General features: G+C 28.8%; 13 protein-coding genes and 1 CRISPR repeat array. All 13 genes read right to left on the bottom strand.

All coding sequences use genetic code 11. From position 1 onward, the window contains the following. Window positions 1-4 precede the first annotated feature (4 nt). The 13 genes from B3N22_RS11520 to B3N22_RS11460 all read right to left on the bottom strand — a co-directional run bounded on the left by B3N22_RS11520 (window position 5) and on the right by B3N22_RS11460 (window position 15,139). Window positions 5-880 carry a branched-chain amino acid ABC transporter permease gene (locus B3N22_RS11520; RefSeq protein ID WP_286907226.1) on the bottom strand — a complete coding sequence of 292 codons (876 nt, stop codon included), beginning with the start codon at window positions 878-880 and terminating at the stop codon, window positions 5-7. A gap of 3 nt (window positions 881-883) precedes the next feature. Further along, entirely contained in the window at window positions 884-1,903 is a 1,020-nt protein-coding gene (locus B3N22_RS11515; RefSeq protein ID WP_286907224.1) for a 3-oxoacyl-ACP synthase, read from the bottom strand. A gap of 244 nt (window positions 1,904-2,147) precedes the next feature. Then, window positions 2,148-3,044, bottom strand: a complete 897-nt coding sequence (phaZ, locus tag B3N22_RS11510) for an intracellular short-chain-length polyhydroxyalkanoate depolymerase (RefSeq protein ID WP_286907222.1) — start codon at window positions 3,042-3,044, stop codon at window positions 2,148-2,150. Window positions 3,045-3,199: 155 nt separating this feature from the next. Further along, window positions 3,200-3,454, bottom strand: coding sequence for a hypothetical protein (locus tag B3N22_RS11505; protein WP_286907221.1), 255 nt, complete (start codon window positions 3,452-3,454; stop codon window positions 3,200-3,202). Between the two features lie 488 nt (window positions 3,455-3,942). Continuing rightward, window positions 3,943-5,997: direct repeats of the CRISPR family, unit length 30 nt; unit sequence ATTTCAATACATCCAATGTTAAGGTTAATC. Between the two features lie 180 nt (window positions 5,998-6,177). Further along, the gene (gene cas2, locus B3N22_RS11500) at window positions 6,178-6,474 is read right to left on the bottom strand and encodes a CRISPR-associated endonuclease Cas2 (protein ID WP_286907219.1); all 297 of its coding nucleotides are present in this window, start codon (window positions 6,472-6,474) and stop codon (window positions 6,178-6,180) included. A 3-nt stretch (window positions 6,475-6,477) separates the two neighbouring features. Further along, entirely contained in the window at window positions 6,478-7,476 is a 999-nt protein-coding gene (gene cas1b / locus B3N22_RS11495) for a type I-B CRISPR-associated endonuclease Cas1b (RefSeq protein ID WP_286907217.1), read from the bottom strand. A 15-nt stretch (window positions 7,477-7,491) separates the two neighbouring features. Beyond that, window positions 7,492-7,986, bottom strand: a complete 495-nt coding sequence (gene cas4 / locus B3N22_RS11490; protein WP_286907215.1) for a CRISPR-associated protein Cas4 — start codon at window positions 7,984-7,986, stop codon at window positions 7,492-7,494. Window positions 7,987-7,998: 12 nt separating this feature from the next. Beyond that, window positions 7,999-10,566 (bottom strand): CRISPR-associated helicase Cas3', encoded by a 2,568-nt coding sequence (gene cas3 / locus B3N22_RS11485; RefSeq protein WP_286907213.1) that lies wholly within the window; start codon window positions 10,564-10,566, stop codon window positions 7,999-8,001. 10 nt (window positions 10,567-10,576) lie between these two features. Continuing rightward, complete coding sequence (gene cas5b, locus B3N22_RS11480; RefSeq protein WP_286907211.1) at window positions 10,577-11,329, bottom strand: type I-B CRISPR-associated protein Cas5b; 753 nt, start codon at window positions 11,327-11,329, stop codon at window positions 10,577-10,579. A 2-nt stretch (window positions 11,330-11,331) separates the two neighbouring features. Continuing rightward, window positions 11,332-12,288: a type I CRISPR-associated protein Cas7 gene (locus tag B3N22_RS11475; protein ID WP_286907210.1), complete on the bottom strand. Its 957-nt coding sequence runs from the start codon at window positions 12,286-12,288 to the stop codon at window positions 11,332-11,334. Next, window positions 12,281-13,993, bottom strand: coding sequence for a type I-B CRISPR-associated protein Cas8b/Csh1 (locus B3N22_RS11470; protein WP_286907209.1), 1,713 nt, complete (start codon window positions 13,991-13,993; stop codon window positions 12,281-12,283). The genes B3N22_RS11475 and B3N22_RS11470 overlap by 8 nt, the downstream gene beginning before the upstream one ends. 30 nt (window positions 13,994-14,023) lie before the next feature. Continuing rightward, window positions 14,024-14,722, bottom strand: a complete 699-nt coding sequence (gene cas6 / locus B3N22_RS11465) for a CRISPR-associated endoribonuclease Cas6 (RefSeq protein ID WP_286907208.1) — start codon at window positions 14,720-14,722, stop codon at window positions 14,024-14,026. 108 nt (window positions 14,723-14,830) lie between these two features. Then, window positions 14,831-15,139: a hypothetical protein gene (locus B3N22_RS11460; protein ID WP_286907207.1), complete on the bottom strand. Its 309-nt coding sequence runs from the start codon at window positions 15,137-15,139 to the stop codon at window positions 14,831-14,833. Between the last annotated feature and the right edge of the window lie 423 nt (window positions 15,140-15,562).

The raw sequence follows: 15,562 nt of genomic DNA, 5'->3' as shown, positions 1-15,562 counted from the left end.
CCTCCTATACCTTCTTTATTATTTTCTTTCCTATTATTCCATTTGGTCTTATGACTATAAATAGCAAGATTAAAGTAAATAGTATAGGTTCTCCCCAAGTTGATGAAACATAATATATAAGTATATTTCTAAAAAGTCCGATTATATAAGCACCAATAACAGGTCCATAAAAGGTTTGAAATCCTCCAAGTACACAAGCTATAAGTGCATTAGTTTGTACATTATCCATCATTGATACGTTTACAGTAATAGCTGGTGCAAGCATAAGTGCTGCTAGTGTACCTAATGCAGCTGCAATTGCCCAAGCTCCCATAGTTACTAAAGATGTTGGAACCCCCATAAGTCTTGCTGTTTGTTCATTAGAAGCTGTAACTCTTACTGCAAGTCCCCATTTTGTATTTTGCAAAAAATAAAATAGTACTGACATTATTATTAATCCAACTGATATGTTTAATAATGCATTGTAAGATATAGATGCTCCCAATATACTTACTGTTCCACTTTCTATAAACTTAGGAAAATTTAAAGGAGTTGATCCAAATATCATTGGTGCAATACCAAGAAAAAGCATTATTATTCCAAAGGTTATGATTTGTTTTCCTACTGGGGATGTTTTTTTAGCTTTTCTGATAATAATAATATCTACTAATACCCCTGATGCAAATGCAGCAATCATTCCTACTATAGCCGCTGCCCATGCTGGTAATCCCATATGAATAAGTGCAAATGTTGCAGCAAAGGCATTAAACATTCCTATGGAACCTTGTGCAAAGTTAGTAGTTCTACTTGTTCTAAAGATTATTATTATTCCAAGGGCAGCTAGGGCATAAACACTTCCAGTTTCTAAACTACTAAAGAATATTTGAAAAAATGTATCCATATGTTAACACTCTCCCCATTTAATTACGTTTGCTGACCATACATAACCTATTCCAGCTGCTATCATAAGTACTACTGATCCATCTTTTACCTTTCCTTCTTTTAGCGCAAGTTTTAATGAAAGTATCTGATCTACTTGTCCCATATGACCATAATCAGATAAGTAAATTGATTGTTCTTCTTGTAGTCCTAGTTCTTTTAACATAAAATCGTGCATAGATTTTTTAAAATGTAAAACTGCAAGATAATCTATATCTGCTCTTCTTAAACCTGATTTTTCTAAAGCCTTATCAATACATTCAAACCAATTAGGCATTGAAACTTCATTTAGTCCATCTTTCATATGTTTAGCATCCATTAACCTAAGTGATTTATATCCTTCCAAAACATTTGATTCATTGAAAGGATTCTCAATTCCCCCTATTTCAACTCCTGCATCTCTTGCAAAAGTTCCATCAGCTTTTACATGTGAACCAAGTACAATATTTTTACCTGAATTTTTCTTTAATATAATTGCTCCACCACCTGCTGATAGATTGTACATCATTGACATATTTGAATCTGAATAATCAACAAAATCACCGTTTCTATATCCTCCAACTATCATGACAGTATTAATTGAATCATCTGCTAATAACATATCTTTAGCTATCTTTAGAGCTGATACTGTTGTACAACATCTATTTTGAATATCTATTCCCCATGCGTTTTTTGCACCAATCTTTCCTTGTATGTAAAGAGCTGATGTGGTAAGGGGATATTCTTTCCATTCCTCTCCCATACATAAGATTACATCTATTTCTTCTGGAGATATATTAGCATCTTTTAATGCATCAAATGCAGCTCTTACTCCCATCTCTTGAGTTCCATCATCTTCTCCTGGTATAGTTTTTTCTACTATTCCTAATTTTTTTATTACAGCTTCTTCACTCCAAATACCATTTGTTGCTTCAGAAATCTCCTTAGCCGTCATCTTAGTTTCTGGTATATAAAGCCCCAGTCCTACTATTCCTACACTGTTCATATTAATCCTCCATTCCAATGATATAGAATGTAAGTATTTACTTACAATTCAATTGTAAACATTTTCTTATATAGCTGTCAATATTAGTTTTTGAATTTTCTGATTATTCTTGAAAATGTATTTTTTAGAAAGAAAATTTGATAAACTATTAAATTTTCTTTAACTTTTTTTAAAACAAATAGGAGCCTGAATATTAGTTCAAACTCCTACTAAAAATTTTCTTATATTTTTAATTTTGATTCACTTATTTGCTTGGTATAAATTCAATTATTGCATTTGCAACTGCTTTCATATTATCAATCATTGGTGAATGTCCTGAATCCTTTAATAAAACTAGTTTTGAATTCTCAATATATTTATTTATATCTTCAGCCATGTATAACGGAACTACATAATCTCTATCCCCTTGCATTATCAAAACCTCAGCCTTTACAAGGGAGCATTTATTACTACCTTCTTCAACTCCATTACTTTCATTAGTCATATTAAAATGTGCCAAAGCATAATCCACATCAACTAAATTTCTCTGAGTTAGCATGTCCTCTAAGTATTCATTATATTTTTCATCTTTTGGTCTATTATGTGTATAAATAGCAGCATTCCATACGGCTTTATAGAATTCTTTATTTCTATCCTTTAAAGCATCTAATACAGGCTTAACTTGCACTGGATCTTCTGCAATCTCTTCTTTAGTTTTTAATAATACCTTCGTAGCCTGTCCACTAGAATCTTTTTTATATATAGGATACCCTTTAACCCCTACAGACTCTAATAATACTACTTTTTCTATTTTTTCTGGACAATTAGCCGCTAACTCTAAAGCAACCCCACCACCTGTTGACCAACCAATAGCTGAACATGAATTAATTCCTATAAACCCCAAAAACTCTTCAATGTCTTTTGCAAAATCATTTAATGAATTAATTGGTGTGGTATAGCTAGACTCCCCAAATCCTCGCATATCCACTGCAGTTATTTTGTACCTGTCTTTAAGTTCATCTACGAGAATATCCCAATGTTTTGATGAAGACATGTTACCATGGATAAGCAGTAAATTTTTCTCTCCTGTTCCCTCTTCCCTATATGACAGTGTTTCTCCATTAGATAAAGTTACTTTTTTTAATTCAAGAAAGTTGACCATATTTATCCCTCCTAAAATATGAAAGTAATCGCTTACATTAATATCGTATAACATTTTTAGAAAACTTACAAGCTAATAAAATAAAAAAATGTAGTAGATCTATATAAAAAATCTACTACACCTCATAATAAAGTTACTCTAAGTTTTATTAAAATTTAGATGTCCTTTTCTTTTTCACTTGCCTTTTTTAACTGATAAAGGAACTGCAAAACAGGATCATTTTTTATCTCGTCTTCTTCTTGAATTGCAGAAATCTTATCATTTAAAGATTTAAAGTCAACATATTGAGATAACTCTTCTACGGCTATTTTTAATACATCTTCATAGGTTAATCCTTGATGCTCTCTCTTAATTTCAAACTTCGGGAAATTTAAATCTGGAAAAAGATCTCTTAATGTTAATTTGTCCATATCTTGCACCACCTTTCAACAAATATCTATAGTTAATTATCGATATTTTTGAAGATTTTTTAATATATAAAGGGCTAATTAATAATTTAACTAATGGCTTTAACTTATGGAAATAAACCCAATGCTTTCATTTGTTGAGGCTAATCTTCTCTACTAAGTAAATTACTATATATCAATATTACTGTATATAAGCACTTCTGTGCTCTTCAACCTTCATTAGATTCATTATATTAATAAAAAGTTAAACACCTTATTGCTGTAGGAGATTCCGCAGGAATGCTCCATTAAATTCATTTTGATTGATAATTATGTTTAATAAAAAGTTAAACATTTAAACATTTAAACATTTAAAAAGTTAAAAAGCTGATTAGAAGTGTTCAAATTTTCTTTTTATTGAATATTATTTTATTAATTAATTAGTAATTATACTACATTTCATGTTGAGGTTAATCTAAATATCTTGTAGAAAATGGTGCTGATATTCATGCATTTCAATACATCCAATGTTAAGGTTAATCTGAGTCATTGCTTTAAGTGTAAATGGCTTAATGAATTTCAATACATCTCATGTTAAGGTTAATCAAAGGAGGTGTGAAAGGTGAGCTTAAGACAACTTTGATTTCAATACATCTCATGTTAAGGTTAATCAATGATTTTATGAACAGTATTAAGGAGGATTAAAGGATTTCAATACATCTCATGTTAAGGTTAATCGAATTTAGCTATATTGGTTGAGGGGGTATTATACGATTTCAATACATCCAATGTTAAGGTTAATCCAGTTGGCTTCCCATTCATTCCTTGTCTTAATGTATTTCAATACATCCAATGTTAAGGTTAATCGTTCTGCTACATCATGTTCTGTTTCAAATGGAAGAAATTTCAATACATCCAATGTTAAGGTTAATCTAGTTGTATCAAAAGTAGATTTACGAAAGAAAACCATTTCAATACATCCAATGTTAAGGTTAATCATTAACAGTATAAACTTCTTCATCATTCATTTTGAATTTCAATACATCCAATGTTAAGGTTAATCTCAGTAAGTGGAATAGATAAAATTAAAGCTTCTTAATTTCAATACATCCAATGTTAAGGTTAATCGTCAGCTCAGATGTCTCAGAAGATTCCGAAGCTTAATTTCAATACATCCAATGTTAAGGTTAATCCCAATAAGATCTACATTCCGGAATATGAACTAACCAATTTCAATACATCCAATGTTAAGGTTAATCAGAGGAATCTAAAAAATTTAAAAGATGGGTAACTAGATTTCAATACATCCAATGTTAAGGTTAATCAAGAAGCTTAGATAAACATTGTATAAAATGCGAAACATTTCAATACATCCAATGTTAAGGTTAATCTAACAAAACTTATTGAAGATGTAAGGACACCAATTAAATTTCAATACATCCAATGTTAAGGTTAATCTATTTTATGTTTTCCTTTTTCCCAACATCTTAATATTTCAATACATCCAATGTTAAGGTTAATCTATGTTTTTCAAATGAGTTTATATCTCGTAATGAATTTCAATACATCCAATGTTAAGGTTAATCTTTATTATGAGTACAAATATAAAAGTGGCTATAGAATTTCAATACATCCAATGTTAAGGTTAATCATATATGGAATCAGATGGAACGCTTATAGGTTTCAAATTTCAATACATCCAATGTTAAGGTTAATCCTCTTTTTAGATGAGAATATAATAAGAGTTTCTAGATTTCAATACATCCAATGTTAAGGTTAATCTTATAACTTTGACCTGAATTATCCAGTTCCTTTTTATTTCAATACATCCAATGTTAAGGTTAATCCCTTACACAGGAAAAGGACTTAAGCCAATGACATAATTTCAATACATCCAATGTTAAGGTTAATCGCGTCACAGACAGCCTTTACGCTGCTGGAGGGAGAATTTCAATACATCCAATGTTAAGGTTAATCTACGGCGTCGCCTGTTTTACTTTCTATTAAAGCGCATTTCAATACATCCAATGTTAAGGTTAATCGTTGCGAAGCAATTAAAATTATAAGCTTCCTCTTGCATTTCAATACATCCAATGTTAAGGTTAATCCCTAACGGTCAAAATGTACCACGTCCCGATAACGAATTTCAATACATCCAATGTTAAGGTTAATCCTGCTATATAATCAAGCATGTAGGCTGCATACTCATTTCAATACATCCAATGTTAAGGTTAATCCTAAGAAGTCGTCCCACTTTAAACTCATTTTAGTAGATTTCAATACATCCAATGTTAAGGTTAATCAGCATATTTAGATAGCAATTCATATGTTAATGATGTATTTCAATACATCCAATGTTAAGGTTAATCTTACACTTTAAAAACAATAACAAGTCCACGTTATAGATTTCAATACATCCAATGTTAAGGTTAATCAAGACTATCCTAGTATGAGGTTGCTTTTCTCTCAACATTTCAATACATCCAATGTTAAGGTTAATCCAGCAGAAACAGCTCAGAAAATACTCACAGAATCATATTTCAATACATCCAATGTTAAGGTTAATCTACTGTAAAATAGTCATTCCTAGAAATGAACAGTGTCTATAACATACTGATTTTTCAGCATTTGCTAGATTTTATCCCAAGCTACTCTGCTTAAGTTTTATTATATACAAAAACACCTTCTAATTGAAGCATTTTCAATTGCTAAAAGCATTTATGAATTGGGTTTAGGTTGGGATAAAACTATATTATTAATGTTTCGCCAGTAACTCCCCCTGTTCCTATAACCTCTTCTCCAAATACATTATCATTCATTAGTTTTATTATGCAGATGAAATCTTCATTTTCGTCTATTACTTTCTTTAGGTCTTTTTTGAGGCTCATTAGTCTTGAGGGAGATATTTCTCCACGAAAAACTGACTTTTGGAAATGAGATAAGTATTTTTTACATACTTTAAATACCTTATTCACTCTATTCTCTTTTACATCATAAAAAAGAAAGGCATAGTTATAATTTAGTTTTTGTTTTGTATTTGCCATAAACTACATCCCCTCTTTTATAGAATATGGAATAAAATCTTTATCTTCCATTATTGTTTTTATAAGCTTGTAACCATCTAATTTAATTGCAGTATTTAAAGATACATTTCTTTTCAATTTAGGATGCATTGTAACAGCTTGAAGTCTATCTTCTAAGGCTTGTATAAAAATATTTCTTCCCTCTTCATTTAAAATACAGTAATTCAACTTCTTATCGAAGTGCTTCTGTACATTGATTTTTCTATTGTTCACTAAATCAAATATGGTTTTAAAGGTTAAGGCTGGTTTAAATACCTCACTTAAATCTAAACTTAAAGAAAATCTCCCTTCACTTGGTTCGTGAAGAAAACTTATGCCTTGATTTAGATGAGTATTATATATAGCTGTTACTGTTTTAGCATAAAGTATACTATTACCAAAAGATATCATTGCATTTAGTGGATTATCAGGTGGTCTTTTTACTCTTTTATTAAATACAAAATCTTCTCTTAAGAAATACTTAAAGGTTGAATAAAATCTCTGCCATATTTCACCTTCTACAGCTAATATCTGCTTTATGTCAGAAGCTAAGTTTAAAGCTTCTATACTTTCTTTTTTCAAAAAATCAAGCACATCCTTTAGCTCTGTTTTACCATGTTTATAATAGTGATTTAAAACCTCAATAATATTTTCTCTTATTCCATTTACAATGGCTTTAGCTATGTACTCTCTCTTTTCCATAAAGATTTTAGCCTGTTTTATAGTTACCTTTCCACTTACTAAATATTCTTTAGGATAAAAAGTTCCGCTGTACCCTCCATAGTAGTTAAAGAAGTGGATTGTTATATTAGCTTTAGATAAAAAATCTAATAGCTTTGTATTTAAAGACACCTCATTTAGACAGTAGATTTCAGTTGTATTTTCTACTGGAATATAAACATTTTTATTATCTTTTCTGAAACATAGAGAGTTATCTTTTCTTGTAAGTTCTCCCATGGAACCTATGTATCTAGTTTTCCCCATATACTTTCACCTCTCTTATATATAGCAAAATTCATAGTAGGCACATTTCTTGCAGCCTCTTTTTAAATCAGGTGAAGGGGCTCTCTCTGAAGTTATTAGTTTTTCTATTTGTGCTTCAACTTCATTAATCTCCTTCTCATTTTCTTCGTTAAGCTCTATAAACATTGTTTTTGATTCAGATTTATTTTTTTCTATAAACTTAACCTTACCTTTTTTCTCAATACCTTTAGATTTTAGAACCTTTAAATACAATAGTACCTGCCACTTAACTGCTTCGGTATCAGCATCTGATTTTTTCATTTCAACTAGATAATCTCCTGTGATTTTATCTATTTTCACATTATCTATAGTTATCTCTGTATTTTTCTTTCCTTCTGCACTTATCTCGTGTAAAACCCTTCCTATTCTTACATCTTCACTATTATCCTCAAGGTTAATTCTGTTTCCTAGAAGCCAGCATTGTCTTTTACAATGGAAATAATAGTTTATAAGTGTACCTGTTATTTTCATAATCCTCACCTTCTAAATAATTTCATGACCATCTCTCTTATCAAAAGCCTCTCTATCAAACTTGCCATTTTTAAAATACTGCTCATATTCGGAAATCTTAAATATATCTCCAATATTATCATCATAAGAATTCTCAAACCTATAAACTTTATAGGTGAAATAACTTACTTTTTCATTTATTATAGATAATTTCACCTTCTTTTCAGCATATTCCATGGTGTTATCTTTTAATAAATTCTTATATTCATTCCATACATCTTCACCTTTTAATAACCTTCCATCCTTCATGGTTATTTCTCTAGTGAAAAATACAGTATAATCTTTTCTATCATCATCTATTAACTTCATCTTATTTTTAACTTCTTTAAAGTTTAGTCTTCCTACCGAATCGTTAATAAACTGCTTAAAGTTATATTTGTTATTTGCATTTTTTTGCTTTTCAATTTCAAGGTTTATTTTGTCATAATACTTAGGAAATATCTTTGAAAGTAGAATTTTTCTTATTTCATCATTTAATAAGGTAAAGTCAATATTTTTCCTTAAATCTTCTTTATATATTTGGTCTGCCTTATCCATGTTGAAAAAGTAAACTATTGAGTCATCTTTTATACAGGATCTATTTATTCTTCCTAAAAATTGCTCTTCTGCATCAAGTATTGAAATATCCTTAAATCCAACATCCATGTCTATATCAACACCAGCTTCTATTACTTGAGTAGCAACTAATATACACTCATAATCCTTTGAACTCTTAACCTTAGAGATAATCTTTTCTCTTTCTAACTTGTTGTCGTCTCCTGTAATTAATAAAACATCTTTTGAAATACTTCCCTCTTCTACTAATTTGTTAAAGAATTTATTAGCTGAACTTTTACTTATAAACTCTACCACTACTTTTTTCTTATTTTTACTTACTTCTTTGACTTTTTCATATAATCTATCTTGAATATCTTCCTTTACATCTAACAAAGAAAAATCCAATTTAACCCTGTCCCTAAATAAAGCTGAGTTATAATATTTATCCCTATTTTCAATTAAATAGGAGCAGCTTCCCTCACCCTTTCCTATATCCTCAAGTCTTGGAAGTGTTGCAGACATTATAATAATTTTAATGTTTAGAAGTTTACTATAGCTTTCTAAAAAGGTTATTATCTCTTTCCACAAGATATTTCTGTAACTCTGAATTTCATCTATTATCACTACACTGTTTGCAAGATGGGTTAGTGGAAAACTATCTTCTCTAGAAGTACCAAAAAGATAACTAAAGAAATTCACATGAGTAGTTAAGATTATCGGATAATGTACAAACTGTCGACTTAATAAAGAACTTTCATAATCTATAGTTGTCTTTAATCCTTCAACTTCTACACTTTTATTATCTTCATTTTCATCTATGGTTTTAATGGGAGTTACAGAGTTAATTATTGATATACTTTCTTTAAACCTAGGTTCTTTAATAAATATTTCTTCCAAAGATTTATTTGTCTGCTCTACTAAGGTGTTAAAGGGGAAAATATAAAATATCTTATTTAGTTTTTTATCTTTTTCTAACAGTTTAAAAGCTAGATTAACAGAGGTCATAGTTTTACCACTGCCTGTAGGAGCCTCAAGATAGAATATATTTTTTTCTATATTTTTAGTGATATTATCCTCTACTTCTATAAACATTTCACTTCTAAGCCTATTTATATCCTTATCTTTAAATACCTTTTCTCCAATTCCATTTAAGTAAGCTCTATGCCTTTGAATATTCTTATATTTTTCACTTGCTTTATAAATCTCATAGTAATCTTCATAATTTTCTAAGGTTCCAAAATAACTAATCTCTTTTTGATTTTCATATTCACTTGTTGCATAAAAATCACTGGTAGTTAATAAAGAGGATAGTAATTTTGAGTAAATATAAAGCTCAATTCCAAGGGTTTTTGAGAATTTATCTAGGAAATTATTTAAATCTCTATTGAATCTTGATTCAAGGTGTTTTGTAGCTATTGATATTTCAGTTATAAAATTAGGAAAAATCTCATTTCTTACTTCCAAATAATTTTTTAAAGAACGTAACAGTTCATCTTTAAACTCATCAAACTCAGCCAATTGACCATGATGTTTTGATATTACATAAGAATTAATATATAAAAAAACAAGGAGAAGTTTTCCATCTTCTCCCTTTACTTTAAATACTTCTCTAATGTAATGATTAAAATATAAAATAGAAGACAGCATCGAATGTTTATAATCATCAGTTTCTTCAGAAATCTTAAAAATTTTATTATCCATTTTTAATCTTTGAAAATTCCTATTTATCTTACCTAAATCATGCAGATAAATAGCATTACAAATCATTTCTTTCCATAGTTTAACTCTTGAGGGTTCGCTTTCTTTAAAAAAAGACTTCTCTAGATTTAGAAAAACATCATCTAAATTTTTAACTTTTACAACTTTAAGAAAGTAGCTATATACCAAATCCATATGTTCTTTTAACTTTTCTTTATGACCATCTTTTCTTGTATGAGCATAAAACTTATCTAGGTTTGAAACACTTTCTTCTATTTTAAATAGATCTACATTATCAAAATACATAAATCCTCCATTAGAAAAAATATAATATATTTTCTTCCTCTCTATATAAATTAACCTCACTTAGCTTATCTAATTTCATATTGTTAGCCATCATTGTTTCTGTAATATATTGATTAGTTGTTTCCTCAAGTTTAATAGGAAGTTTTTCTTCATACTTCCATTTGTTCTCTAAGGAATCTTCTAAATCATCAAAATCAATATCCTCATCTTGATCAGTGGAAATACTAAAATCCTTTTTAAAAACAAAACTAGTAACTTTTGTAGCTTCATTTTCTTCCTTAAGATCAACAACAGATATATCTTTAATATTGGCAATATGGTCATTTTTACCTAGATAAGGGATATAAACAAATCTCCTATTTAAAAAGCGTTCTTCAATTTCCTTAAAGATTGGCGAATCACAGAGCTTAATATAGACATTCCACTCTGGATCCTCAAGCCACTGCTCTTTGACTATAAGGTTTCCCCCTTCTTCCTTTGAAGCGTATCCCACAGAATTATTAAATATCTGAACCTTTTTACTAATGTAGGCTTCTGAATTCTTAGGTACAATAGAAACTTCAACATCCTTAAGCTTCTCATAAAACTCAGGATAAGTATCTTTTCCTTGGTCAGCATAGCCCTTTAATCCTAAAACAGCTCCTATAATTCCAAGAAGAGCAATCTTATGAATACTTCCATAGGTAAAATAGTAAAAAGAGTTAACATCAGGTTTCTTAAAGAAAGCCCCTCTGCCGTTAAGATTAAACTTTAAAGCCCTCATACTTATACCTCTTTTCTAGTAAATATATTAAAGTATTTAGCCTTTTTAATATTTCCTTCCACTCTTGTTTTGTAGTTATTGTAATATATTTCAACGCTTAAAATTCTATCTTCTAAATCATTTAAAAGCTCTTCAAATCCTAAGGTAATTACATCTATATCTTTTTTATCAAAGCTTATATATTGTGCTAAATCAGGCAAATATAATTCACTCTCTGTCTCAACAAATATTGCAAACTCATTTTCGCAGCCTACTTTTGAGTTAGTATTAAAGGCTGTAGCACTAACTAAGGCAGCTTCTTTGAACTTCTTATAATCTTCTTCTGTATAACCGTCTGTTACTCCAAGTTCAATAAATCCACTGTAAGCTAATGGATTAATAGAAAATGGGTAAAAATAATGAGCTTCATCACTTACAATTTTTGTTCCTAGAGTTGTAGAATTAGCTTCCTCATTTTCCTCTTTGTCCTTTTTCTTGTTATCTTTAGCATCTACTCTAAAAGGTGATAATATCTGTTGCTCTTCAACGCTTATATCTTTGAACTTATTAAATCCCTGCCCTATTTGAACTGCACCAGTTATACCTATGTTATTTCCCCCTTCCGCAAATGTAGCTCCAAAGTTTTTAACATCTATAGCAGTAAATAAGTTTTTAACCACAGTCTTTGTATCCTTGGCTTCTTTTAAATCTTTAACACTAAAGATTTCTTCATATCTTTCTTTTAGAGATTTAGGTCTAACTTTTATTCCCTCTTTTTTATCTTCCTCTGCTTTTAGGGATTTAATATATAATACCTTTTCACCTTTTTCCACCCAACCTCTTTTCATTGGGTATTTTAAAGCTTTATCACTTCCAAATACATCCCCACTAGATATTGATTTAGGATATCCACTAAAATCAGCATTCCAGTTAGACATTATTGATTTTATTCCTATAACTCCATAAACTCTCTTATCCATTACTCTTGTCCTCCCCTTTTTCATAAATCAATCTTGAGTATAAATATCCTGCTATAAGCATATCATCGTTAATATTCTTCTCAGGAATATACCCAAATACCATAGCTTGAAGATTATTAAATCTTTTTCTTCCATATTCAATGGTATAGTTATATTTCTTAAATAATTTTTTCAATTCAAGTTTTAGCTTTTCATCTGTTCTGCAATTTAATATTGGATTTAAAAGTGAATGCATTTTTTTAGCTGATTTATTTAAAGAAAAATAGTAGCTAACTAATTGTCCAGCTGCAAAATAATATTCATCATCACTTTCTATTTCAGATGTATCATTAAGATTGATCTTTTCTCTCACCCTATTAGATAATTCTTTTAAAATACTTCCCATATCCTTATCCCCTCCAAAATAGTTAATTATAGCCCATCTTAAGTTAAACTGTTCTCTTGGTTTTACATCTTCACATATAGAGTCTTTAATTAACTCTATAGACATTTTATTAAAACTGCTTCTTACAACCTTGTCATTGCCTTTATAAAACCAGTTAAAATAAGCATTTCTATTTAGTATAAGATTTTCTTTTAATCTTCCACTATTTATCCTTATCTCTTTAGCTTCAGTAAAATAATTTTTAGATAGTAAATTATAAAAATAAACCCTATCTATTACCATCTCTAAATCTTTCTTAGTATCTATGTGGTCATCAAGAGGTTTTTGTTTTGCTTTTTCATAATCTATAGGAATTACTTTTTTATATTTGAAATCATAAACCTTCTCGCTCATTAAAGTTATAATATCAAAATCATGAACTTCAACTTCTTTTCCTTTTTTTATTCTTAGAAAATATCCACTGAAGTTTCCTTTAGGTTTATCTCCTGGCTCTAAACATTCAATTCCCTTTTCACTTATATAGATGTTGTACTTTCCTTCAGAAACTTGATTCATTAGATAATCAAAAAACTTCTTTTGCATTAAAACTTCTTTTTCATCAATTAAATATGGAATGGTGTTTTTTCTGGTCTTATGCTCTAAATAAGGTTTTTTAGCATTTAGACCCATGTTATCATTAGGTAATCCATATATATTTCCATCAATAACTTCATTATATTGAGTGCTGTTATATATGTTTGGTAATACATACTTTTCACTCTCTTTTTTATAGATTTCAATATCCCGCTCAAAAAATATCTTTAAATAGTTTTTATCATCATTGTATTTATCACTAAGACTGAATATATTTTCTTTTATCCATGATTTTATTTTTATAAGATCTTCCTCATTAACTTTTCCGTTCTTTTCCTCAATGTTTTCATACATAAGCTTTTTTTCTTTATCAGCATATTTAATAGTTGGATCTAGTAAAATATTATAGAAACTTTCTATTATCTCATCTGTTAATTTTTTAGGATTGATATTCTCCTTTTTTATGAAAAAAGTAAGATAATTATTGCTGTGAATTACCTTTTTACCATCTATAGGTTTATTCATGTCTATTAGTTTTGAGAGATAATCCCTTTCTGCAAAATAGGAGTATCTACTATCAGTTCTATCGGTATCTTTCTTTTTAACTTCAAAAACATCTTTTATATTCCACTCTTGATCTACAAGCATATAACTCCCTTCAGCTAAAACATAACTGTCAGTGATACACTTGTCCCCTCCATTTTCATCATATTGCTTTTTAAATATTTCCAAACAATCTTTTAGCACCTTTTCACCTTCCTCTCAATAGAAATTTTCTTAAAGCCACTTAAAATTTATGAAACCAAATCCTCTTCCGTTCATCTCACCAAGTCCTGTCCCAAGTGCAAAATATATTAACTCCTGAGCTAAAGAATTATCAGCGATATTTATATTTAGCTTGTCACCTAAAACACTTACATTTTTATATTTAGTTGATATAGGCTTTTGATTATTAAATCTTATGTGATTAAAAAATTCAAAATCTTCCTCTATAGACTTCTGGGTAAATGAGTTGTATTTTTTTATTAGATTTAGTTTTAAACGTTTTTCGTAATCATCTAATGAGATATGATTTTTCCAATATCCTTCATCAGATTTAATAATGACTGGAGTTATAGAATAGATATCTGAAATTTGTTTCTTAAGTACATTTTGAGATGATATTGTTAAAACTTTAAATTTTTTATCGAAATAATTTACAAGGTTTTTTACTAAAAACTCTTCAAGTTCACTATCTACTGTTCTAATAATAAAGGTATATATATTTCCTTCTTTATAAACCTTATCCCCTTCAAGTGGGTACAATAAGTTAAATGTATAATATTTAAACTCCCTGTTTTCATGAAATTTAAGATACTTTTCGCTTTTAGAAAGACATCTATCAATAATTGAAGTTAAGGAAGCCATTGTGTCTTCTAATCTTATATTTTCTAAAAGATATACCTTTACTTTCAGTTCTTTCACATTAATCCCCATTTTTATCTCCCTTTTTAGTTGTAATATATAGTACGAGCTGTATATATAAATTTTTACATTTATATATATATTCTGTCAATGAGTTAATGAGATATTTTTACAATTTTATTACTTAAATTTGAAAAAATTTAATATATTTCTTAACTCAGTAATTAAAGGAGTAACAATTTCAGCATATTTCAGAAAATTTTTATTTTTTTTATCTGCTTGCTCTTTTCTATATGTTTCTATTTTTAAATTTTTAATATATATTTTCTCAACTATTGTAATTTTACTTATACTAAAACTTGATTGAGTATTATCTTTTAAAAATTCTTGTGAAGAAAGGGCATCTAATTCTACTGGTTGTTGAGTTTCTTCTAGGCTAGTGGTTGTAGTTTTTCTTTTATATTCTAAAATATTTTTAACTTCTCTCATTTATTTTCTCCTTAAAATAAATTTTCTTTAAATAAACTATTATTGATTTTTTTATAAAAATAAGGATTTAAATCATATTTCACTTTACATCAAATGTTACGGTTAAAAAGTTCACTTAAATAAACTATTATATTTCAATACATAAAAATGTTATTATTAACTTTATTTATATTTATTTTATTCTAAAAGTTTTTATGCATAAAAAATTAGCTAAAGATACTGGGAGTCGGCTATTTTTTTACGCGTCTGCCATGTAGAGACTTATTTGCAAGTCTCATCAAATCATTCTAGCCTTATTCCACAGATTCATTAGAGTCATTAAAGAAAATTAGACTAACGCTTAGAAAAGCGTCCACCGAATAGAAGTGCACATTATTGCTGTAGAGGCTTCTTCCCAAGCCTCATTAGATTCATTATATTAAT

Source organism: Clostridium sp. UBA1652 (assembly GCF_002320975.1).
GTDB classification, from domain to species: Bacteria; Bacillota; Clostridia; order Clostridiales; family Clostridiaceae; genus Clostridium_T; species Clostridium_T intestinale.
Note: the sequence above shows the minus strand (reverse complement) of the source record. Positions and strands in the feature narration are given on the sequence as shown.